The organism is Paenibacillus sp. FSL R5-0378 (assembly GCF_038009285.1).
In the GTDB taxonomy this organism is placed as follows: Bacteria; Bacillota; Bacilli; order Paenibacillales; family Paenibacillaceae; genus Paenibacillus_AQ; species Paenibacillus_AQ favisporus.
Genome location: NZ_JBBPAY010000001.1, coordinates 6,885,498 through 6,908,416 on the forward strand (window position 1 = coordinate 6,885,498; position 22,919 = coordinate 6,908,416).

At 56.1% G+C, this 22,919-nt stretch carries 15 protein-coding genes; 10 read left to right on the forward strand and 5 right to left on the reverse strand.

Features of this window, described 5'->3' with window-relative positions; genetic code table 11:
• The first annotated feature begins 77 nt into the window (after positions 1-77).
• The 5 genes from MKY74_RS31800 (at position 78) to MKY74_RS31820 (ending at position 6,785) form a co-directional block, all read left to right on the forward strand.
• On the forward strand, positions 78-1,835 hold the full coding sequence (locus MKY74_RS31800) for a cache domain-containing sensor histidine kinase (protein ID WP_076173798.1): 1,758 nt from the start codon (positions 78-80) through the stop codon (positions 1,833-1,835).
• Entirely contained in the window at positions 1,828-3,393 is a 1,566-nt protein-coding gene (locus MKY74_RS31805; RefSeq protein ID WP_076173799.1) for a response regulator, read from the forward strand. The genes MKY74_RS31800 and MKY74_RS31805 overlap by 8 nt, the downstream gene beginning before the upstream one ends.
• A 118-nt stretch (positions 3,394-3,511) precedes the next feature.
• Positions 3,512-4,852, forward strand: coding sequence for an ABC transporter substrate-binding protein (locus MKY74_RS31810; protein ID WP_076173800.1), 1,341 nt, complete (start codon positions 3,512-3,514; stop codon positions 4,850-4,852).
• A 188-nt stretch (positions 4,853-5,040) separates the two neighbouring features.
• Positions 5,041-5,940, forward strand: coding sequence for a carbohydrate ABC transporter permease (locus tag MKY74_RS31815; protein WP_076173801.1), 900 nt, complete (start codon positions 5,041-5,043; stop codon positions 5,938-5,940).
• 5 nt (positions 5,941-5,945) lie between these two features.
• A complete protein-coding gene (locus tag MKY74_RS31820; protein ID WP_373319053.1) occupies positions 5,946-6,785 on the forward strand; it encodes a carbohydrate ABC transporter permease in 840 nt (279 codons plus the stop codon).
• Positions 6,786-6,879: 94 nt separating this feature from the next.
• Here MKY74_RS31820 and MKY74_RS31825 read toward each other — a convergent pair whose 3' ends face one another.
• On the reverse strand, positions 6,880-7,314 hold the full coding sequence (locus MKY74_RS31825) for an Rrf2 family transcriptional regulator (RefSeq protein ID WP_076173802.1): 435 nt from the start codon (positions 7,312-7,314) through the stop codon (positions 6,880-6,882).
• Between the two features lie 154 nt (positions 7,315-7,468).
• On the opposite strand from MKY74_RS31825, the gene MKY74_RS31830 reads away from it, so the two are divergent.
• Positions 7,469-8,260 (forward strand): alpha/beta fold hydrolase, encoded by a 792-nt coding sequence (locus tag MKY74_RS31830; protein ID WP_076173803.1) that lies wholly within the window; start codon positions 7,469-7,471, stop codon positions 8,258-8,260.
• A 135-nt stretch (positions 8,261-8,395) separates the two neighbouring features.
• Here the strand turns inward: MKY74_RS31830 and MKY74_RS31835 are convergent, their stop codons facing one another.
• Both MKY74_RS31835 and MKY74_RS31840 read right to left on the reverse strand, forming a co-directional pair.
• On the reverse strand, positions 8,396-8,773 hold the full coding sequence (locus tag MKY74_RS31835; protein ID WP_084204087.1) for a hypothetical protein: 378 nt from the start codon (positions 8,771-8,773) through the stop codon (positions 8,396-8,398).
• Positions 8,774-9,173: 400 nt separating this feature from the next.
• On the reverse strand, positions 9,174-9,773 hold the full coding sequence (locus tag MKY74_RS31840; protein WP_084204088.1) for a hypothetical protein: 600 nt from the start codon (positions 9,771-9,773) through the stop codon (positions 9,174-9,176).
• Between the two features lie 337 nt (positions 9,774-10,110).
• Here MKY74_RS31840 and MKY74_RS31845 point away from each other — a divergent pair, with 337 nt between their 5' ends.
• On the forward strand, positions 10,111-10,557 hold the full coding sequence (locus MKY74_RS31845; protein ID WP_076173806.1) for a DUF6843 domain-containing protein: 447 nt from the start codon (positions 10,111-10,113) through the stop codon (positions 10,555-10,557).
• 213 nt (positions 10,558-10,770) lie between these two features.
• On the opposite strand, the gene MKY74_RS31850 is transcribed toward MKY74_RS31845, so the two are convergent.
• Entirely contained in the window at positions 10,771-12,267 is a 1,497-nt protein-coding gene (locus MKY74_RS31850; protein WP_076173807.1) for a DEAD/DEAH box helicase, read from the reverse strand.
• Between the two features lie 371 nt (positions 12,268-12,638).
• Positions 12,639-18,815 (reverse strand): S-layer homology domain-containing protein, encoded by a 6,177-nt coding sequence (locus MKY74_RS31855; protein WP_076173808.1) that lies wholly within the window; start codon positions 18,813-18,815, stop codon positions 12,639-12,641.
• A gap of 760 nt (positions 18,816-19,575) precedes the next feature.
• Between MKY74_RS31855 and MKY74_RS31860 the strand changes: the two genes are divergently transcribed.
• The 3 genes from MKY74_RS31860 (at position 19,576) to MKY74_RS31870 (ending at position 22,834) form a co-directional block, all read left to right on the forward strand.
• Positions 19,576-20,475: a carbohydrate ABC transporter permease gene (locus MKY74_RS31860; protein WP_076173809.1), complete on the forward strand. Its 900-nt coding sequence runs from the start codon at positions 19,576-19,578 to the stop codon at positions 20,473-20,475.
• A 15-nt stretch (positions 20,476-20,490) separates the two neighbouring features.
• Complete coding sequence (locus MKY74_RS31865; protein WP_076173810.1) at positions 20,491-21,366, forward strand: carbohydrate ABC transporter permease; 876 nt, start codon at positions 20,491-20,493, stop codon at positions 21,364-21,366.
• Positions 21,367-21,481: 115 nt separating this feature from the next.
• Entirely contained in the window at positions 21,482-22,834 is a 1,353-nt protein-coding gene (locus MKY74_RS31870) for an ABC transporter substrate-binding protein (protein WP_076173811.1), read from the forward strand.
• Positions 22,835-22,919: the final 85 nt, after the last annotated feature.

The window sequence follows — 22,919 nt, forward strand, 5'->3', positions numbered from 1 at the left end:
TGCCTGTTGACAGCGTTTCCAAAGTGATGACATAATGTTGTACAAAAATCCCGCCTAGGCGGGCGGAGGGAGTAGCCGTGCAGACTTGGAAGAGCCGTTTCAGGCATATGAAAATCAAGAACAAGCTGTCCATCCTGATCGCTTTTATCGTTGCCATGACCTTTGCCTTTGCCCTGATTGTGCAGCAGTACGCCTTCTCGGTGTACGACGAGCAGCTGTACGTGAAGTCCTCCCGCGTGCTGTACCTGTCGTCTTCTGCGATTGAAAAGGAGCTCGAACGCCTCGAGCAGCTGTCCTTCAACATTATCACCGACACGCAGATCCAGTCCCAGCTCAAATCCATCGCCCAAAGCGACTCCGATTACGATCGCTTGACCCTGCGCAAGCACATGGTCGACAGGCTCCTCACCTATGTCGGGTCCGAGCCCTCCCTCTACTCAATCCATATGGTCGATGCGGCCGGAGCCCAACAGGATGTCGGCAGCCTGGTTCCCATCCAGGCCGGAAAGCGGGACGTGATCCTCAGGCTGGCGGACAACGCCGAAGGCCAAGCGCGCTGGACCTTCCCCGACGCATCCGATCCGGCCCTGATTCTGACCCGTCAAGTCCGTTCCTACTCAGGCACCATGTTCGACTTGCAGGATATCGGCACCATTTTCATGCGGATCAACATGGAGCGGATCGTGCACGAGCTTGGCGCCGGGGAAGGCGACCTCATCGTGACCTCCGGGCCCGACGTGATCTATCCCTCGCAGCCGCATTTCGATCCCGCCCTCATCCAGAGCTCCATCACATCCGAGACCGGATATTTTATCAAGGAAATTCAGGGAAAAACGTACTTTGTCGCCTATAACCGTTCTTCCGCCACCGGGTGGACCTACCTGAATGTGACCCCGTTCAACCAAATTTTCCGGCAGATCGTCCTGATCAAGGAAATCGTTATCGGTGTCTTCATTCTGATATTTGCCTTCGCCATTCTGTGGGGCATCCGCTTCTCCCGGGGGCTGACCCGCCCGATCGAGAATTTGATCGCCCGCATGAAGCTCGCGGAGAAGGGGAACTTCGCCGAAGCCAACATCCTTGCCGGCGACCAGGAGCCGCCCGCGATGGACGAACTCGGCCTGCTGCACCGGACGTTCCGCCTTATGGTGGAGAGGATCAACGACCTGATCACTGAAAATTACGCCAGCCGCCTCCTGATCAAGGAGACCGAGTTCAAGGCGCTGCAGGCGCAGATCAACCCGCATTTTCTGTACAACACGCTAGAGTCCATCAACTGGATGGCCAAAATCAACAAACAGACGCAAATTTCGCAAATGGTGCAGGCGCTGGCGTTTCTGCTCCGCAATTCGGTCAGTCTGAAGGAGCCGATCCTGACGCTGAAGGAGGAGCTGGAAATGGTGCAGCATTACATCACGATCCAGAAATTCCGGTTTGAAGAGCGTCTGTCCTTCCACATGGACGTTCCCGAACGGGAGCACTTCCGGAAAATTCCGAAGCTGACGCTCCAGCCCCTGCTCGAAAACGCGATTCATTATGCGCTGGAGCCTTCCGTCGGCACGTGCACCATTTCCTTGACCAGCCGGGAGGAAGCGGACGCGTTTGTCCTCATCGTCGAAGACGACGGCCCGGGCATGGCGTCAAATACGCTTGAGCTGCTGCGGGAAGGCAGGCTGACCACGGCGGGGAACGGCATCGGGCTGCTTAACATCGACGAGCGTATCCGCTTTGCGTTCGGCGAGAGTTACGGGCTCTTCATCGACAGTGCCCCGGGTCTGGGGACCCGCATTCATATCAGGTTACCGAAAGAAATGGAGGGATCCGAGCATGTATAAAGTGCTATTGGTGGATGATGAACGCATCATATTGGACGGCATTTCGCAAATGGTCGACTGGCAGGCCTTCGGGACAGTGCTGACGGGAACGGCCCAGAACGGATTGCAGGCTTACGACCTGATCGCAGCTGATCCGCCGGACATCGTCATCAGCGATATCCGGATGCCCGGACTCGACGGGCTTGGGCTCGTCGCCCAAACCTATGCCACCCATCCGAACGTCAAATTTGTGCTGCTGTCCGGATTCGGGGAGTTCGAATACGCCAACCGGGCCATGCAGTACGGAGTCAAGCACTACCTCCTTAAGCCTACCGACGAGACCAAAATTGCTGATTCGCTGAAGGAAGTGACGGCCGAGCTGGATCAGGAACGCCGGCGGGAGGCTTTTACCCTGGACATGAAACGGCGCTTTGAGAAAGTCATCCCCCACGTCAAAGAACAGGTCCTCCGCGAGTTCGTCACCAATAAAACCTACGGGCGGCGGGATCTCGAGGAATACCGCAGCCTGCTTCCCTGCGACTTCGGGCGCCCCGTCCGGCTGCTGCTCTGCCATATTGAGGGCGAAGCCGATTATGAGCACCAATTTGCCGTCAAAAATATCGCCGAGGACCTGCTGCAAACGGCGCTGATGAGCACGACGCTGGGCGACCACGCGCTGATCCTTATCTCCGACCCGGAGGATCTGGAGCTGCTTCACAGCCGGCTGCAGGATATCCGCCGCACTTTCCGGCTGTATTACAAAATGAACGTGACCGTCGCCGTCAGCGATCCCGGTCCGATCACGTCCGCGCGGAAGCTGTACCGCGAAACGCTGCAGTGTCTGAACTACCGCTTCTATCTGGACGAAAGCGGGATCATTACACGGAAGGACACGTTTGTGCCCGACGGCGGCGTCAGCGAGTTCGCTTTTGACGAAGAGCGCCTGATGCTGCCCGTTCGCTCGGGTGACCGCGAGGAGGCCTCGCTCGCCCTTTCCGAGTTCATCGCCGAGCTCAAACGGGCCCAGCTCGGCATCGAAATGACGAAGTCGTACGCCATTTCGATGTATGCCGCGCTGGTGCGCCTGGACGGACCGGAACGGATGGCGGAGGCCTACAAGCGGATATCCGAGATCGCCGACATGGGCTCGCTGCAGGCGATTCAGTCGTTCCTCGAAGAGACGGTCCGGGACATGGCCGGGCGCAACTACGAACGGAATGCATTCAAATACAACGCCATCGTGCGGAAGGTGATCGACATCGTGGAAGAGCAGATCGGCAACGCCTCCCTGTCGCTGAACCTCGTCGCGCACGAAATGCTGTACATGAACGCCGACTATCTAGGCAAACTGTTCAAAAAGGAGACCGGCGAGAAGTTCTCCAACTACGTCATGCGCATCCGCATCCAGCGGGCGACCGAGCTGATGACCGAAAGTCCCGATGCCAAAATATTCGAGATGGCCGAGCAGCTCGGCTTCGGCGACAACCCGCAGTATTTCAGCCAGGTGTTCAAAAAACAGATGGGCTGCACGCCGTCGGAGTATATCCGGAAGCTGACGGGCGGCATCTCTGCTTTTTAAACAAACAGGTCGGTTTTTTTCCTTACCCGGATCGCCGCAAGCGTTGATAATTGGAAATGTAAGCAGTATCAGATAAAGCACATCAATCTACCGTTAATCCTATGGGGGAGGAAATGACATGAGAAAAGCGTTAAGCGCCGTTCTTCTTTTTTCCTTAATCACCGGCCTGATCGGCTGTTCCGCCGGGGGCAGCAGCGACAAATCGGCCAGCGGAGGCGACGCCGCGCCTGCGACGACTACATCGGCCGGCGAGAGCAAAGATCCGGTCAAGCTTCGCATCGCCTGGTGGGGCGGACAATCCAGACATGATTACACCCTGAAAGTGATCGAAATGTACGAGAAGCAGCATCCAAACGTCACGATCGAGCCCGAATACGCCCCGTTCGACGACTATTGGAAGAAGCTCGCGCCGCAGGCGGTCGCCGGCGGGCTGCCGGACATCATCCAGATGGACATTTCGTATTTGAGCCAGTACGCCAGCCGCAACCAGCTGGCCGACCTGAAGCCGTTTACCGACAACGGTACGCTGAATGTCGCCGACGTCAGCGAGAACGCCCTGAAGGGCGGCGAGGTCGACGGCAAGCTTATCGCCATGAACCTCGGAGTCAACGCCCTGCAGACGACCTTCGACGTCGAGACGATGAAGAAGAACGGCATTGACATCCCGTCCAAAGACTGGACCTGGGACGATATGGGCAAGCTTGGGGAGCAAGCCAAGGCCAAAGGCTTCCAGATCGGCGGATTCGCCTATCATCACGAGGTGTTCTTCCCGTATTACCTGAGGACGATCGGCCAGAAAATGTACAGCGACGACGGCAAAACGATCGGCTATGCCGACGACCAGGCTTTTATCGATTATTTCACGCGATATCAGCAATGGTATGACAAGGGCTACATTCTCTCCCTCGACAAAGAAGCGCAGAAGAAGGGCGTCGCCGAAGAGGACGAAATCGTTCTCGGCCACTCCATCTCCGGCATCGGCTGGTCCAACCAGTTCCTGGCGGTGGCGAATCTGGTCAAGGACCGTCCGCTCGAGCTGAATCCGATGCCGGGTCCCGGCACGAAGGAAGGGCTGTTCCTGAAGCCTTCCATGTATTTCTCCATAGCGGAATCGTCCAAGCAGAAGGAGGAAGCGGCCAAGTTCATCAGCTTCTTCATCAACGACATCGAAGCGAACAAGCTGATCAAGGGTGAACGCGGCGTGCCGGTATCCTCCAAAGTGAAGGATGCGCTGAAGCCGATCCTGACCGAGAACGAAGCGAAAATCTTTGATTATGTCACCTGGGCCGAGTCGAACAGCAGTCCCGCTGACCCGCCGAACCCGATCGGATCGGTGGAAGTCGAGAAGCTGCTGCGGGATTTGAGCGAAAAGATTCTGTTCAAGAAAATTCCGATCGACCAGGCAGCGGCGGAGTTCCGCAAAGAGGCCAATGCTATCCTGGCCCGCAGCCAGAAATAACCTGAAGGGGAATCCTCATACTGCCTGAAGGAGCCGGGCCCCGGTCGGGTTCGGCTCCTTCCTTTTAGCTTAGGTGAGAAAAGGTGCCTCTATAGCCCCTCTATTTTCAGAGGGACAGCCGGGTTACACTTCACCGGCTGGCTACTTTCGCTCACAAACCAATTTTGTAAGCTTAGGGGTTGACGATAATGAAAAGGCTGCGGGATAACGAGCACCTCACCGGTTACGTATTCACGTCTCCGTTCGTGCTGGGCTTTCTGATCTTTACGCTGTATCCGGTGCTGTCTTCGCTGTATTATTCCTTCACCGACTACAACCTGATGGAGGCGCCGAACTGGCTCGGCCTGGACAACTACAAGCGGATGTTTATGGAAGACGATAAAATCGGCAAATCGTTTCAGGTCACCTTTACGTATGTGCTGGCCAGCGTGCCGCTCCGTCTGATCTTTGCCTTGTTCGTCGCAATGATCCTGAACGTGGCTACGAAAGCGGTGGGCCTGTACCGCTCCGCCTTCTACCTGCCGTCCCTGATCGGCGGCAGCGTCGCGGTGTCGATCATGTGGCAGCAGATCTTCGGGGACCAGGGGCTGGTGAATTCCTTCCTGAACCTGATCGGCATCCACACCTCGACCTCGTGGATCGGCAATCCGAGCACCGCGCTGTGGACCTTGATCGCCCTGTCCACGTGGCAGTTCGGCTCGTCGATGATCATTTTCCTGGCGGGGCTGAAAAATATACCGAAAGACTACTACGAGGCAGCGGGCGTGGACGGGGCCAATGCGGTCCGGCGGTTCTTCAACATCACGCTGCCGATGCTGAGCCCGATCATCCTGTTCAACCTGACGCTGCAGACGATCTCGGCATTTATGACGTTTACGCCGGCCTACATTATTTCCCGCGGGGAAGGCGGTCCGCTCGACCAGACGCTGCTCTATTCACTGTACCTGTACCGCAAGGCGTTCTCGCACTTTGAGATGGGCTACGCTTCGGCACTCGCCTGGGTGATGCTGCTCATCGTCGGGTTCCTGACTCTGCTCATCTTCAAATCCTCGACCCGCTGGGTTCACTACGAGACGAAGGGAGACTAACGGCCATGACCATGTCCACACCCAAGCGCGTTTTGTACCATGTGCTGGTCGGCATCTTCGCCTTGTTCATGATCTATCCGATTCTATGGCTGGCGGCCAGCTCCCTGAAGCCGAACGACGAAATTTTCTCGACCGCCTACAGCCTCATTCCAAGCCGGCTGGAATTCGCCAACTACGTCTCGGGCTTCAAGGGATTCGGCGGGACGACGTTTGCGACCTTCTTCAAAAATTCGTTTATCATCGTCGTCCTGTCAACGGTCGGCGCCGTCGCCTCTTCGGCCCTCGTAGCCTTCGGCCTGGCGCGCACGAAATTTTTCGGCCAGAAGTTCTGGTTCGCCGCCATGATGACCACGATGATGCTGCCGCAGGACGTCGTCCTTGTGCCGCAATACGTCATGTTCGCCAAGTTCGGCTGGCTCTCGTCCTTCAAGCCGCTGATCGTCCCGCACTTCTTCGGCACGCCGTTTTTCATCTTTCTGATCATGCAGTTTATCCGCACCATTCCGGGCGAGCTGGACGAAGCCGCGAAAATCGACGGCTGCAGCAAATACGGCGTTTTCTACCGGGTGGTGCTGCCGCTCATCGGACCGGCCTTGATCACCAGCGCGATCTTCTCTTTTTACTGGAGATGGGACGACTTCATCAACCCGCTCATCTATTTGAACAGCCCGGATAAATTCCCGGTCTCCCTTGCGCTGAAGCTGTTCCTCGACGGCGAATCGCTGAACAACTGGGGCGGCATGTTCGCTATGGCCACACTGTCGCTTCTGCCGGTTGTGATCGTATTTTTCATCTTCCAAAAATACATCGTCGAGGGCATCAGCACCACCGGTTTGAAAGGATAACAATAAAGTTTTCTATAAGCTTCATGCCGTCCACGGTGCTCAATATAAAACAAAGACCGGATTCCTTAAGTAAGGAAATCCGGCCTTTTTCATGTTAACTTTCAATTTCTACGATTCCGCTCTTCACCATCGAATCAATCGTAATGCCCGACAATTCGTTCTCCATCGTCGTTTGGACCTTCGTGTAAACTCCGTCTAATAAATACGGCATTTTACTTCCTACCGGACAAGTCGGGTTAGTATCTCGATGAATCATAAAAATCTCCTGGTTATCTTCCATCGTAGCACGGTATACATCCAGCAGCGTGATTTGATCCGCCTTTTTGGCCAGACTTATCGCGGCATTCGTTCCAAGAGTCGATGTAATAAGACCGGCTTTCGTAAGCTTTCTCATGATTCTTCTAATCACCGCCGGATTGGCGTTCACGCTCATCGCAAGCAATTCGGACGTCGTCCGGCCATTTTTATTAAATTCAAGAAAGCATAAAATATGAACCGCTACAGAGAACTGTTGGCTTCGATTTCCCATTTTTGCGAAGTCCTTCTTTCCGATTAAAGCTTATGTTTAGTGTATTGATTTTTAAAAAGCAAATCAAACTTAAAATAATATCTTGACTTCTAGATCGCTAGTTTATAATATGTAACAGTAACTGTTACTGATACTATTTGTGGGAGTGGATCATATGCATTATCATGTTAACGGCGTCGAACTTCATGTGGAACAGCAGGGACAAGGAGACACGGCTCTTGTGTTTTTGCACTTTTACGGCGGGTCAGCACGAACGTGGACGAAAGTGGTTGACGCTCTCAAGGAGGATTACCTTTGTATAACCTATGACCACCGCGGTTGGGGAGACTCAGATAAGTCAGCTGTATCTTATACCATTCAGGATCTTGCCGATGATGCACATGCGCTTATTCAAGAGCTTGGTTTGAACCGTTATGTGCTCGTTGGTCATTCCATGGGCGCTAAAACGGCGCAATTGTTGGCTTCACGTCATCCGGCCGGTTTAGAAGCTTTGGTCTTAGTTGCACCATCTCCCCCGACACCTCAAGATATGCCGCAAGACATGAGAAATGCCATGGTTCATTTTTATGATTCGCGTGAAGGAGCAGAAATCGCTTTGGGCAATATCGCCCTACTTCCTCTTGAAGAGCATATCCGCGAAATAGTGCTTGAGGATATGCAACGGAGCGCACCTTTAGCCCGTGCGGCATGGCCTGAAGCCGCAATGCTAGAGGATATATCCGCAGAAGCGAACAACATCCATGTTCCCACCCTTGTGCTCGCCGGGGAATCTGATCCGGTAGACCGGTTGGAAACACTAAAAAGCGAGCTGCTGCCGCGCATACCTCATGCAGAGCTGCGCGTCATTCCCCAGACCGGCCACCTTTCTCCCTTAGAAGCACCCGGCGATATCTCAGAGGGAATCTCCCATTTTTTGGCCAAGCAGAAATGGGGTAATGGCAAATGATATGAAAAACGGCAGGTCAGCTGTAAGCTGAATCCCTGCCGTTTTTTGCGCTTACACTCCTTGTGACGGAAAAGCGGAGGGGCGCATTTATCATGCTGCTGTATGGTATGAGGTGCCTCTGCCGAGGCCTGCCGTTTACTTTTTCTCGAACAGACCGAGACGGTTGTTGGGACGGCCGTTCAACCGGATCCCATCGCCATTCTTACTGTTCTTGCGCTTGGTACCGTTCAGGCGGTCTGTCAATTCGTTAAACCAGGCTTCGTCATAGGTGGCCAGTGCTATGTCAATCAGGCTTTCGACGTTGTTCTTATCGGCAAGCGGGTTGACCGGCAGCGATCTCAGCCAGGATTCACGTACACCGATCACGCGTCCAACCGCTTCCTCGTTGTCGGACTGAACGACGCGTACTCTCGCGATGCCTTTCTGAGCGTCCACCGTCTCAATGTATCCGTGAATAAACTCACCGTCTACCGTCTTCCCTTGGACCCAATCGCTAACTTCGAATCTCATCATTCCACCGCCCATCTTTAAGTATATACAAACTGTAACCAGAAAAATCACAAAATGAATATACTGTAATGATACTAAACACAGTTGGGAATGTCAAATCCGCCAACGACCATTTCGCAAACGACCGATTACATGGATGAGAAGCCACCTGCCGCCATATCCCCCATCTATAGTGTATGCAGTTAGCGGGCCGTAGGTTCGTTACTGCCTTTGAAATGCGACCTTTAAACCTAGTCCGATATACAGCGCTCCTACAACTTTGCCGCTAAATCGGCCCAAACGACGGATCCACGCCGACCGCTTGAAAGCCGTCCTTGCAGGCTGACCTGTGGAACACACCGGGCTGATGCACGCTAACTGCCGATTCCCAACGGATCCAATGTGTGCATGAGCTCTCAGTTTTCTAATGAAGATCATCGCTGCGGCTCTGCAGCCATTGCTGGAATTCAGCGGGTGTACTCACATCATCATCCAATACGGCCGAATAAATATCAAAGCTTTTCACTTGATTTCCATATTCGGCCCGCTTTGCCCATTCGGTTTTGATGCTTAAAATAGCAGCGGTCTTGGCAGGAGTAAGGCGTGCGGGCATCGTTTGAATATGCAGCAAATCGGGCTGTTTGTCAGGCTCGTCTACAAACCAGATATCCAGCTCCCACCGGTGGCCGTTTGCGGACCCGTAGGTCAATCCAAGAAAATAACCGTCTGGGTAAGCCGGATCGGTGTTCCATTGGCCCGTATCGTTAATAAATTTCATCTCCCGCACTCCCGGATTGGACATCAGCTGCAAAGCAATTCCAGAGACCGCAGCCATATCCAGTTTGGAGCAGACCACCGTCACATCCAGGTCCCTCCAAGCCATTAAACCTAGCGCAGCGCTCCCTACGATTACGGGCTTACCGGCTGCTGCCAGCAATGGCATCAGGTTCATTTCTTCAGCAACCGAACCCGCTTCAACCTGCAGCTGCTTTTGGCGGGCAAGCAAATCCTCTTGGTTCATCATCGTCCCTTCACCCTTTCGATATCCGCTAATCTGGTCTTATTTCCTCCGGCTGTCAAATTCGCCGCTTCCAGCAGCATCATGTTCTTCGTCCTCTCAGGAAAAGATAGCCGGGTATCCTCCAAAATGTTCTCTTAGCATCATTATAATGTTTTTAGAGGAATTTTTAGAGGAAATCGATAGATAAACTGCATGATTTGGTCAGCACAAAATGTGGGAGGTTGATCCTTGGCATTCTCTTTTTGATGAAAGTAATATCCGATTTTTCCGTCGATCATTATGGAAAGCTGTTGTAATATAATGTAAGTATCTTAATGAACGAATCAAAGGCGGTGAAGATTTGAAAGGTCTGATTAGAGCATATAAGGTATTCATCGCCGTGTTTGCCGTCATTGTGGTTGCTGCCGTTGTAATTGGGACAAGGGGGCTGAGTGGACAGGAAAATCATACTTATGTGCTGCCGGCCGGGTACACAGGATGGGTAGCGGTCATTTACAATCAAAAGGGTTATCCCGAGCTCCCGAAAGAGGGAGACGCCATTGTAAACCGCATTCCGAAAAACGGAGTTTTGAAGACGTCGAGCGCACCGACAGCCGGCAGGATGACATTTTTTTATGCAGATGATCAAGGTCAACGGACTGAAGTGAGGATGGGAATGATTCAAGGCCAGCACATGGGCACGGATACGATCCCGCGTCCGGACGGTACGAAAGAAGAAAAAACGATCAATGCGTTTTATGTCGGCACCGAGCAGCAGTATTACGCTCATTTACAGGAGCAGCCATGATAGATCAAACTTAAAGCCACACTGCTGTTATCCTCCAATCATCCACCATTAAGAGCAGCTGTAGCGCCCCGTCCGCTGCCCCCCTCCCTCAGACTCCTTCTTTTATGGAAAATACAAAATGACCCACAGGAGGGTCACGGGCAAAGTGTCCTTCCTGTGGGTCACAGATCACAGATCATCTGTGGTCAATGCGTAAAACGTCTAAACTCCATATTAATGAGACGAACTTACCTTATTTCTAGGGTCCGCCCCGCTTGGTTTCGGTCTGCGGTTCGTGCGTCCGTTGGAATTTCCATTTCCATGCCCCTTGGACTTGTCGTTCGCATGTCCCTTCGAATCGCCTCCCGCATCACGCTTCAAGCTGCTGTTCGCGTTCCGATCAGGTTTGCGGGCACCGCTCGCCGCCGCCTTTGGGGCACGATCCTGCTTCGGTTTGCCCCGCTGCTGCCCATCGTCCGTCCGCCCTTTACGGGCATCTCCAGCCTGCGGCTTGCGGGAATGGCCAGCTTGCGTCTTACCCGGCCGGTTTGCCGTGGAATTCCCCAATGGGCGGTTTGCCGCTGCCGCTTGGGGCTCCATCGGATAGTCATGCCCCTTCACTTCGGGAATGGCCTTGCCGATCAGCTTTTCGATGTCCTTCAGGTACGGCAGCTCGTCCGCTTCGCAGAAAGAGATTGCAGACCCGCTCATCCCCGCCCGGCCCGTGCGGCCGATACGGTGAACGTACGTCTCCGGGATATTCGGCAGATTGAAGTTAATGACATACGGAAGCTCGTCAATATCGATCCCCCTGGCGGCAATGTCGGTCGCCACCAAAATGCGCGTCGTCCCGTTTTTGAAATGGTTCAGGGCGTTCTGCCGGCTGTTTTGCGATTTGTCGCCATGGATCGCCTCCGCCGTAATGTTCGCCTTCTTCAGCGCACGCGCCACCCGGTCGGCTCCCCGTTTGGTGCGGGTAAACACCAGGGCCGACTCGATCGAAGGATCCTGCAGCAGCTGGTTGAGCATCTGCAGTTTGCTTCCTGCCGCCAGCAAATAAACCGACTGCTTGATCCGCTCGGCCGTTGAGGAGACCGGCGTCACTTCCACTTTTACCGGGTTGACGAGCAGCGTTTGGATCAGGCCGCTAATTTCCGGAGGCATCGTCGCCGAAAAGAACAGCGTTTGCTTCCGCTTCGGCATGACGGCGATGATCCGCTTCACATCATGGATAAAGCCCATGTCCAGCATCCGGTCGGCTTCATCCAGCACGAGCATTTGAATATGCTGCAGATCGATGTGCTTCTGATGGATCAGGTCGATGAGCCGGCCTGGCGTGGCGATCACGATATCCGCGCCCTGCTGCAGCGCCCGTTCCTGCGGCTTTTGCGGAACGCCGCCGACAATGACCACCGCACGCAAATCGGTATACTGACTGTACGCCTTCACGTTATCCATAATTTGAATGGCCAGCTCTCTCGTCGGCGTCAAAATAAGCGCGCGGACCCTGCGGCCCGCCCCCGGTTTGCGGGGCTCCCGGCTCAACAGCTGTATGATGGGCAGGGAAAATGCGGCGGTCTTGCCGGTTCCCGTCTGGGCGCAGCCCAAGAGATCCCGTCCGGCCAGCACGGCAGGAATGGATTGTGCCTGAATCGGCGTCGGCTCGGTATAGTTCTGTTTGGCCAGCGCTTTTAAAATATTCGGGTCAAGCTTCAAATCTTTAAAGTTCATATATGCTCCTTTTACTTTAAACCTGTATTCTTTAATCACGAAACCTGTGTACTTTTCATCCAAGTCACCACAAGCCGTTCTTTTACGTCGTAATACATAACGATACCACATCTGGACACCAAAAAAGAAGCGGAATCTTTCTCCGCTTCCATAAAAAATGATGTATATGGACTAAAATGGCAATAAGCTTCACGGAACTGAGCACGGATCAAGGGAATGAATGCGCAATGAAAGTGTTCCGCCAGCATATCATACGGATGATGACAAAAGAGACCGGAAGGGTCAGCTCACCAAGCTGTTCCCCGCCGGTCTTCTTGTTGTTGGATCTTCTAACTGGGTGAACCGTAAATTAACCGGATCGTTATCTTCGTTTATTTCCCCGCCTGCCCCAGCTTGGTCAGGACGTTATACAAGATCTGGGCCGTTTCGGCCCGGGTGGCCTGGCCGTCGGGATGAAACCGGCTAGGCCCCTGCCCTTGAATCAGTCCGGCGGCGTACGCAGCCCGGACGGCTTCCTGCGCCCAGGCCGGCGAACCGGCGACGTCCGTGAACGGCGCCGTTTCCCCGCCGGCTGCGGCGGTTCCGCCCGCGGCCCGGTAGGCGCGGACGATCATGGCCGCCGCTTCCTGGCGCTTGATCAAGGCGTCCGGCGCAAAGCTTGCGCCGCTGACGCCTTGGACGATGCCCGCCTTGGCGGCGGCGGATACGGCTTCCGCGTACCATGCCGCGGAAGGCACATCGGTGAAGGGCGCGCTGCCGTCGCCCTTCAGGTGCAGCAGGCGGACCAGCATCGCCGCCATTTCGGCGCGGGTCACCGGCTGATCCGGCGCGAAGCTGCCGCCGCCGACGCCGTCGATGAGATGCTTCGCCGCCAGCTCCCGGATCACGCCGGAAGCCCAGTGCCCGCTCGTATCGTCGAAGCTTTTGGTGTACTCCAGAACGGCGTAAGCGGCATCCAGCGAGCTCACTTCGGCTTTCAGCTTGCCGCCTGCGGCCGTTCCGCCGATATACGTGAGCACGCCTTGGCTGTTCAGGCCGTACAGCCCGGACAGCTTGGCATCCAGCCCCGAAGCGACGGGAAGCTCCAGCGTTATCCGCTGCTGCAGCGCCGTGATCGGGTGAACCTGGCCATCCTTCGATATGAGGCTCAGGTTGAGGGTAAAGAGGCTGCTTCCTGTGCGGAGCACCGCGCCTTCCGCCTGCCCGGCCTTCGACACCCGCTCTGCCGCCTCTGTCTCCGGGGCGCGGGATGCCGCCAGCCGAATCGTGCTGCCTTCGAGCTGATCGGCGGGCACCTGGCCGCTGGCCGCCTGCAGGATGCCTGCGGGCAGCGCCAGCTTCAGGTCAGCCGCGTTCACCGTCAGCGGCTGTCCCTGGAGCAGCGAGGCGGCGCTGCCCGGCAGAATCAGCTCATTGAACGGCTGATCTGTGTCCAATACGGCTCCGCCTTTCGCCAGAATCGACGTCAGCTGCGCGGCGTTCAGCTTCCATTTGCCGCCTTGGCCCGGCTTCGGATCCGGCTGGGCGGGTGGAGTCACCGGCGGCTGCACCGGTGTAGAGGAGTTCCCTCCACTATTGCCTGAATTCCCACCATTATTTCCTCCGCCATTACCCGGGTCACCTCCGCCAGGGTTGTCACCATCTCCCCCTCCCGGCTGCTCCGGCGCTTGAACGGTAAGTTCATACTCGGCCGACAACGATCCGTAAGCGGCTGATATCACCGTCTTCCCTTCGGCCAGCGCAGTCACTGCGCCCTGTTCGCTCACCGAAGCGACGTCCTCATGGCTGCTGCTGAAAGTTACACCTTCCAGCACCTGAATGCGCGTGCCGTCTGCGTAGACCGCTTCCGTTACCGTCTGATCGGTCTCCCCTTCCTTCAGCATCTCTTTGCCCGTCAGCGACAACGATTCGGGCTCGCCTTCCGGCGCCGGATTCACGGTGACGATCGTCTCCGCGAACAGATCCGGGTTCACCGTGCTTGCCGCCCGGATGACGGCCGTTCCCGTGCCGGCCGCCGTCAACCGGCCTTCCGGCGATACCGTCACCACTTCGCCGCCCTCCCCGGTCGGCTCGGCGCTGTAGACGGACCACGTGACGCCGGGGTCCGCTCCATCCGGCTTCACCTTGGCGGTCAGCTGCCGGGTTTCGCCGACGGCCAGCTTCACGTCCTGCTGCTCGATCTCGACTGACTCCGGAGCCGGAGCCTCTGTCTGCTTCGACAGCGTAAACTCGTCGACGGTTCGTCCGCCGACCGTCTTGGTCACAAAGTGCAGGCTGTCGCCGTCCACCTCGACCGAAGCGTACATTTGCGTCGCTTCATCATCGGTAATTCGCTGCCAGTCCCGCTTGGTCAGTGAGTAAAACTTCGGTCCGGTCGAGCCGGCCACGACATAAGTCGTCCCCTGCCCGTCCGGGACGATCTCGTTGTTCATCATCGGGAAGGTCCGCAGGTAAATATGATCATGCCCGTTCAGGACGAGATCGACCCGATGCCGCTCGAGAACCGGCGCCCACAGCCGCCGGATGTCGGCCGTATCGTAAATGCTGCCGTACGGGCCGCGGTGGAAGATCGCGATCTTCCATTTTTTATCCGTCCTGGACAGGTCCTGGTCGAGCCACTCCTTCTGCTCCTCGTACTGGTATTCGCTGTTCAAAACGACAAAATGAATGTCCTTGTAATCAAAGGAAAAATTGCTTCCCGCCAGGCTTGGTACACCGTTGCCCGGCTGGTTGAAATGGGCCAGGAAATCGTTGTTTTCCTTCGTTCCCATCACCTCATGGTTGCCGATCGCGCCGACCAGCGTCGTGTTCAGGAACGCCTCCTGCGCTTCGCTGAACCACCACTTCCATTCTTGCTCGTTGAAGCCTTTGTCGACCATGTCGCCGACGTGGACCATAAACTCGGCATCCGGCGAATCCTCCACTGCCTTCTTCACCGTGCTGCCCCACAGCTTGAACCCTGCCAAATCTCCCGCCTGGGAGTCGGCGAAATACAGGAACTTGGTATGATCGCCCTCTGCCTCAGCGGTCTTGAACGTGCCCTGCAGGCTGTAATGGCCGCTTCCGTCGCCGACGCGGTACACGTATTCAGTGCCCGGCTCCAGGCCGTTCACCGTCGCCTTGTGCACCCGGACCGCACCCAGATCGAACGTCTGGTACAGATAGCTTGTTCCTTCCGTTTTCACCGCATTCGGCTTGTCAAACCCGGTAAAATCCGCCTTTTTCACCACTTCTACCACGGTCTGCTCCACAGCCGGGCTCGTATGCCAGATGAAACTGCGGGATGAAGCCGGATCCTCGCCCATGCCGACGTTGATGTTATACGGTGTCTCGGTACCGGACAGCGGCGACACCTTAAACACCGCCACCGGGCTGTACTGGTCTCCCTTCATCGCCTGCACCTGATACGTTTTGACCTCAGCCGTCAGCAGCTTGGTGCTCAGCTCGCCCTGTGCGTCGGTCGTTCCGACCGGACTGCCGTCCGCGGTGATCTCCGCGCCTTCCACCGGCTCCCCCGACTCGTCTTTGACCGAAAAGACCGTTTCGTAGCCCTGGATGTTGCCGTTCTCGTTCCAGGACAGCGACAGGGCGCTCTTGATATCCGATTTCAGCGGCAGCCCAAAGAAGGGATACACCACGCTGCCTGTACCGGCAAAGGTAACGTTACCGGATTCGAATCGGATTTCGTTCGTTCCGGCGGCGTCCTTTTTCAAGTCAAAGCTGATTTGTCCGATCAAATCGCTGTCGGTCAGCCCCGCTTGGTCCAATTGGCTGAAGGTCAGCGCGGCCGTGCCGTCCTCGCCGATGACTGCGCTTGCCTGGGTCGCATCCAGCTTGCCGCCCGGAATAAACTTGAGATTCTCCACCTTGCTCAGGTCAAAAGCAAGCCGAAGCTGTCCTCCCTGCAAACCGGAGGCCTTCACCCCTTTGATATCCACCGTGTAGGTACGGCCCCCGTACAATTCCTTCGGCGTGTCATACGTCAGCTTCGAGCCGCCCGTGTCCACGTTGAAGGTCCACGCCTTGGTCGTCCGGTTGCCGGCCAGGTCTGTCACCGACACCTTGGCCTGATGCAGTCCGTCTGCCAGCGGCGTCGCCGGGGTGTAATAAATCCGGCCTTCCGGCGGATACAGCGTGTGCTGCACACGCTGGCCGTCCAGGTCAAACCGGATCGAGTCCGGATCAATCAGCGTCGTGCCCGGATGCTGCGCCGGATCATATCCCGCGTCTTCGCCGTACACCTTGATCACCGGCTGGTTGCTGCGGATCGTCTCCCCGTCCGCCGGCGAGAAGTCCTTCAGGACCGGCGGCTCCATGTCGTCCTGATTCGGACCGTACAGGGCCCGGATCTGATCGACGTAGATCGCCCCGGCATCCTTCTTGGCCGATGAAGTTTCCATGTAGCGCACCGGCATATCCATGATCAGCGGGAGCGTCCGGCCTTTGGGCACTTCCGCCTCCAGGTACTTCCATCCGGTCCAGTCAATGCCGATATTCTGGTCGGTCAAATCGAGCGGTATCGTTCCCTTGCTGTCGCGCAGCTGTGCACGCAGCCAGTGGGTTTTGCCGTCCCCGTATACCCACATGCTGATCTTCTCCGGATAACCCGGGATTTGAATGGCCTCCGCCTGCGTCTTGCTCTGCAGGTAGGCGCCCGAAGTTCCCGGTGTGCCGGTAAAATCATACTCCAGCTTCAGCGAACCGCTGCCGAAACGGACCAAATCTTCATTCGTCTCGATGCTCACCTTGGACGTTTTAAACTGCGCGCCGGCCGACGGCAGGTACTTGTCCAGGCCGTTTTCGAAATCCTCCAGCACCACCGGAGGCTGGCCGATGGTCACTTCCATCTGAGCTTCCACCCCCTTGTAGCTCACCACAATTTTGCCGCTCAGCTCATTGCCTTTCGCGGCGGTAAAGACGCCGGCTGCGTCGATCGAGCCGATCGGCCCCTCGACGCGCCATGTCAGCAGGCGGTTGTCGGCCTGCACCACCTGGCCATCGCGGAGCGCCGTCACCTTCAGCGTCTCCGACTGGCCCGGCGGGAAGCTGCGCAGCTGATCGCCAAATTTCAGCTCGGTCAGCGTATCGACTACCTCGACTTTGCCGGCTCCGCTTGCGCCGCCGGACGTAACGGCGATATCCGCCTGTCCGGGCGTGGAACCCGCCGTAAAGACGCCGCTGCCGTCGATCGTTCCGATCGCCGGGTTGACGCTCCACTCCGGCGTGCCGTCCATCGCGGCCGGATGCAGGTTGGCATCGACGCCCGCCGCCTTAAAGGCCGCCGTCGAGCCAGCCAGCACCCTCGCCAGCTGCGGCTTCACGACCAGCTTGTCCACCGGCCCTTCCGTCGCCCTGTTCACAAGCAGCAGCCCGTTGGCCGTCTTGCGCTCCCCGCCGTCCGAGGGAGAGTTCAGCAGCGTTCGGCTGGTGTCGCCCGGCATGCGGGCGATAAATGTCGACGAGCCGCCGCCGTCCAGGTTGATGGCGCTCACGACGCCCATTTCCTCCATGATCTGCCCCAGTTCGGCCAGTGTCACGCCTTCGCTGAAGCCCGGCTGGCGCCCGTCGATTTCCAGCATAACGACGGAGCCGTCCGCTTTCGTACCGATCGCCGTGCGCGGATGGGCCGCCGGGTCGCTGTTCGGCTGTGCCGCCCCGTCCTTGACGAGCAGCGCGGAGCCGCCGATGGCCATCGTCACGCCGCTCCAGGCCGGCTCGAGGCCGAAGGAGACCGATGCCGTATCGCCTGCCTTAAGGCCGGCGAGCACCGCGCGCTGGCTGCCGGAGGCCGACAGGATGACCTGCCCCTGGGTCGTCTGCGTGCTGCCTTTGTCTTTATGGACATCGGCTACCTTCAGCTCCAGCGTCTCCCCGCTCTTGACCTCTCCCTTCACGACGTCAAGGACAACTTCGTCCCCCAAATCGTTGGTCATGGTTGAGCCGTAGAAGTCGGGTGTGTACAATACGAGATCGTTATTGCCCCGCGTCCGGTTGATGGACGTCAGCTCAGTTTTCTGTCCATCGATCTCCAGCGTCCGCGTAAGCTTCGGACTCGGTCCATATATCGTCGTGCCGTCCTCCTTGATGCCAAACGCATACCAGTCATTGGGCGGACTCGTCAGTATTTTTCCGCTGCCCATGAAGTAACCGAGCGGGACGCCGGAGGACATATCATAAAAGTCCCCGTTGATCCCGGCGATCACCCGATTCCCCGCTCTGTCGATATCCGCAGCCATTTTGCTGACCGGCTGCATGCCGTATACTTTGCCGTCCGTCATGCCGGGCTCAAGCGCCAGCGCCGGATTGGACGGATCGAACTCCACCATGTGCAGCTTCTCCAGCCCGCGGTCCAGCTTCATGTCCTTCCAGGTATAGACCGCGCCCGGTCCGATCTGGACCTGCCTCTCGTCGACGATGCTTCCGGCTGCCGCGGCCTGTGCGCCGGCTTCCGCCGCCAATACGGGCCGCCCGCCGGGCAGAGCCAGGGTCAGAACCAGCGTGCCGGCCAGCACCGAAGCCCATAGGCTCCTCGTCCGTTTTCTTATCATTCCATCCTTGCCTCCCATTCGATCTGACAGAATTCGGGTCCTTCATAGAACGCCTCGACAGCAAAGTATAGCGGTAGCGTGTAAAGCCATCTCCCCTCTCTTCGTAAAATTTTGTCAAGTTAATGTAAAATAAAATTAAATATTCACTAACAATATAAAATTATATTTCACGATTGGATAGGAGCTTTGTAACTAAGATCGGGACAAAACCAGAGGTTTGAAGCCCTGTTTTGGCAGCAAATTTCGACAGTGAACTTGAATCCGGCAGGCGCGGCGCCCCGCGAACAAAACGAAAGCCCTTACGCATAAGCGCAAGAGCAGCATTGTCTTTTACATAGCATGATATATCATGTCTTTGCTACCGCAGCCACCTCCTCTCCGGACTAGATTATAAAAACAGATCCGGTGTCCACGCAGCCTCTCCCCCATTCGCCTCATATGATATGCGCATTCAATCCACAAATAATATAACAACAATTATAAAAAACTTAATTTAGTATATTGACACTATACTGTTATGTCATTATATTGAGAAATGTAAGCGGTTTATTTACATGACTTTGCCTAAAGAAGCAGATGAAATTGAAGAAAGGAGAAAAAACAGGGGGCCGGAGTGCAGCCAGAACGGACCGATCCACGGACCGCCTGCATTCCGAATGCAGTTTACACCGTACTTTACTTTTACGCACGGGGCCGGGACATAACGGCGGGTACACGCACCGTTCCTGTCCGGATGCTGAATGAGGGAGGTATATGAAAAATGACGGTAAGCAAAAAGAAGCTTCGCGGCTGGGCCAAAGGCTATCTGTTTATTCTGCCTTCCATTATTGGCTTCAGCGTGTTTGTCGCCTATCCGCTATTGTCGTCCATTTATTACGCCTTAACGGAATGGAGCGGCTACGATAAGCCTCGTTTTGTCGGCTTCGACAACTTTAAATACATGTTCACGGAGGACCCGGCCTTCTGGCCTTCGGTCCGGGCGACGCTGTATTTTGTCATCATGAGCGTTCCTTTATCGCTGATTCTGGGCCTGTTGCTGGCCATGCTGCTGAACAAAAGCCTGCCCGGCATCAAATGGTTCCGCACGATTTATTACCTGCCGACCGTCGTGCCGTCCATCGCGACACTCACGCTGTGGCTGTTTATCTATCAGCCCCAGTACGGGCTCGCCAACTCGCTGCTCAGGCTGCTCGGACTGCCCGAAGGCACCTGGCTGACGAGCGAAACGACCGCACTTCCCTCCATCGTGCTGATCGGCCTGTGGCAGGTCGGATCCGGCGTCATTATTTTTCTGAGCGGTCTGCAGTCTGTTCCCCAGGAGCTGTACGAGGCGGCCGAAGTCGACGGAGCCGTCCGCTGGCGGATGGCCCTGCACATTACGATTCCCATGATTACTCCTATCCTGTTCCTTCAGCTTATACTCGGCATCATCGGCGCCTTCCAGGCCTTCAACCAGGTACAGGTTCTGACCGGCGGCGGCCCGAACTTCTCCACATCCCTGCTCAACTTCAAAATTTATAACGATGCCTTTAACGGCCGCATGTTCGGCTATTCGATCGCGGAGGTCTGGGTGCTGTTCGTCATCATCATGATCTTCACCGCGCTGACTTACCGGTACTCGAACCGGTTCGTGTATTACGAAAGCGACAATTCGAAATAAGGAGGCTCCCTGCTGATGGTGATGCAAACGGAAGTACGGACAACAACACGCAAACCCAGACGGAAATTCAGCATCCTGGACACCATCCGGTTTATTATCCTGACCATCGGTGCCATCGCCATGCTGTTTCCGCTGCTGTGGATGGTGACCATTGCCCTGAAGGGCAACAACGACGTGTTTAAAATCCCGCCCGAGTGGTTTCCCCGGGAGCTGCACTGGTCCAACTTCGTAACCGGAACGCGGGAGATCAACTTCTGGCAGACATTCGGCAACTCGATGTTCATCGCGGTGCTGTGCACGATCGGCCAGGTCGCCAGCTCCGTGCTGGTCGGCTACGGGCTTGCCCGATTAAGCTTTCCCGGCCGGAAGCTGTGGTTCTCGCTGTTCGTGGGCAGCCTGATGCTGCCGGGCTTTGTCGGCATGATCCCGCTCTTTAACCTCTACACGAGCCTGGGCTGGTACGACTCCTGGCTGCCGATTATCGTGCCTGCTTTTTTCGGGAACGCGACATTTTCATTCCTGTACGTCCAGTATTTGAAGACAATCTCCGTTTCCTTTGACGAGGCGGCCAAAATCGACGGTGCTTCCGACTTCTACATTCTGATGAAAGTGCTCGTACCCATGACAACGCCGGTCATCATGACGATGGTCATCTTCTCCTTCCAGGGGGCATGGAACCAGTACCTCGAGCCGCTGATTTATATTATCGATCCGAGCAAATGGACGCTGTCCCTGGCGATGGCTTCCTACAAAGGCACCTATGCGACCGCCTGGAACCTGTTCATGGCCGCAGATCTCATCTACATTCTGCCGATGCTGCTCATCTTTTTCTTCGGCCAGAAGTTCTTCATGCAGGGGCTTGGCTCCGTCAATTCCGCTTCATTAAAATAACTCGGCCGCCCCGGGCGGTTAGGAGGTGGTGCTTGCCGGCGGTGGGATCCAGGAAATGATATATCAGGTACAGGTGTCAAATGTATTCGAAATGAGATATCAGGGAGGTCTTTCTATGACAAAGGGTGCAAAAAAGTGGTTTAGCGGCATGCTCACGTTACTCCTGTTCTCCAGCCTGCTCGCCGCGTGCGGCGGTAGCGGGTCATCCGATTCCGCCGGTTCGGCGGGCACGTCCGATTCGGGCGGTACGTCCGGTTCGAAATCGTCTGGCAAGAAGGTCGAAGTGACGATGATCACCTGGGAATCGAAAGAAATGAACGATAAAATCATGGCGGCCATGAAGCAGTTTGAGCAGGAAAACCCCGACATTACGGTGAAACTCATCCCTACCCCACTCGACAATTACGGCGTCAAGGTCAACGGGATGCTGACCGCTAAGAAGGCCCCGGACATTTTTATGACAGGCAACGACATGCTGCTGGACAACGCATCCAAGGGACTGCTGTATGACTGGACGTCTCAGGCGGAGCAGGATAAGGAATTCATGGACGGCTTCTACAAAGGCGTCGTGGACAGCTGGCACTATGACGGCAAGCTTGTCGGTCTGCCCGGCCTGCTGAATACGTATGGCATTTTCTATAATAAAAAAGCGTTCCAGGACGCCGGTCTGACCGAGCCGAAAATCGGCTGGACTTATAACGATCTGTTCACAGCTATGGAGAAGCTGTCCAGCAAGCAGGGCGGTGTGCAGCAGTTCGGCTATTACGCTCCGCTGGATCCGTTCTATCTGTCGCTCTATTCGGTCTCCTCGGGTGCCGCTCCGTTCACCGACTCCATCCTCAATCCGACCAAAGTGGAGATCAGCGACAAGTTCGTGGAAGGCGTGGAGAAATACAAAACCGCTATTGCAAACGGTTACATGAATCCGCCGACCTTTGATTTGACCAACGTCATGAGCTCCTTTAAGCAGGGCAAGGTGCCGATGACGCTTCAAGGCCAGTGGGTTGCGGACGATTTGATCCGTACGGCGCCGAAAGATCTGCAGTGGGGCTTCGTGCCGATGCCGGTCGTGAACACCCAATCCGAGATTTACGACGCGGTGGGCTGGTGCAGCCCGACAACAGTCAAAAATCCGGAAGCCGTCTGGAAAGTGCTGAAATTCCTGGACTCCAAAATGTACGAAGAAGTGCTTCCGCAAACGCCGGTCGCTCCGGCAGCGTACCAGGCATCCTCTTCCGCTTACTTTGAAGCGCTGAAGACGGCTGGCCATGCCGATGTCGGGGAAGGCATCGACCACATTTTGAAATCGCCTGATACGCAGCCGGTCCGCTTCCTCTCGTCCTGGGCGGGCAAAGCGAATCCGTTCATCGAAGCTTCCTGGAAGAACGTCCTGATGGGCAAAGCGCCGATCAGCGAGCTGAACACGATGGCGGATAAGATCAACAAGGTCATTTCGGAAGCCAAGTAACAAGTCGCGGGATTAACGGTCCCCTCTGCCCTTCAGGCGTGTATACTCCTGCAAAACTCCTGCCTTTTATGAATCCGGACGCCGG

What these genes read in the sequence shown, in the direction of transcription:
- MKY74_RS31805 (WP_076173799.1), top strand. Translation starts at nt 1,828, where the DNA reads ATGTATAAAGTGCTATTGGTGGATGATGAACGCATCATATTGGACGGC.
- MKY74_RS31810 (WP_076173800.1), top strand. Translation starts at nt 3,512, where the DNA reads ATGAGAAAAGCGTTAAGCGCCGTTCTTCTTTTTTCCTTAATCACCGGC.
- MKY74_RS31815 (WP_076173801.1), top strand. Translation starts at nt 5,041, where the DNA reads ATGAAAAGGCTGCGGGATAACGAGCACCTCACCGGTTACGTATTCACG.
- MKY74_RS31820 (WP_373319053.1), top strand. Translation starts at nt 5,946, where the DNA reads ATGACCATGTCCACACCCAAGCGCGTTTTGTACCATGTGCTGGTCGGC.
- MKY74_RS31825 (WP_076173802.1), bottom strand. Translation starts at nt 7,314, where the DNA reads ATGGGAAATCGAAGCCAACAGTTCTCTGTAGCGGTTCATATTTTATGC.
- MKY74_RS31830 (WP_076173803.1), top strand. Translation starts at nt 7,469, where the DNA reads ATGCATTATCATGTTAACGGCGTCGAACTTCATGTGGAACAGCAGGGA.
- MKY74_RS31835 (WP_084204087.1), bottom strand. Translation starts at nt 8,773, where the DNA reads ATGATGAGATTCGAAGTTAGCGATTGGGTCCAAGGGAAGACGGTAGAC.
- MKY74_RS31840 (WP_084204088.1), bottom strand. Translation starts at nt 9,773, where the DNA reads ATGATGAACCAAGAGGATTTGCTTGCCCGCCAAAAGCAGCTGCAGGTT.
- MKY74_RS31850 (WP_076173807.1), bottom strand. Translation starts at nt 12,267, where the DNA reads ATGAACTTTAAAGATTTGAAGCTTGACCCGAATATTTTAAAAGCGCTG.
- MKY74_RS31855 (WP_076173808.1), bottom strand. Translation starts at nt 18,815, where the DNA reads ATGATAAGAAAACGGACGAGGAGCCTATGGGCTTCGGTGCTGGCCGGC.
- MKY74_RS31860 (WP_076173809.1), top strand. Translation starts at nt 19,576, where the DNA reads ATGACGGTAAGCAAAAAGAAGCTTCGCGGCTGGGCCAAAGGCTATCTG.
- MKY74_RS31865 (WP_076173810.1), top strand. Translation starts at nt 20,491, where the DNA reads ATGGTGATGCAAACGGAAGTACGGACAACAACACGCAAACCCAGACGG.
- MKY74_RS31870 (WP_076173811.1), top strand. Translation starts at nt 21,482, where the DNA reads ATGACAAAGGGTGCAAAAAAGTGGTTTAGCGGCATGCTCACGTTACTC.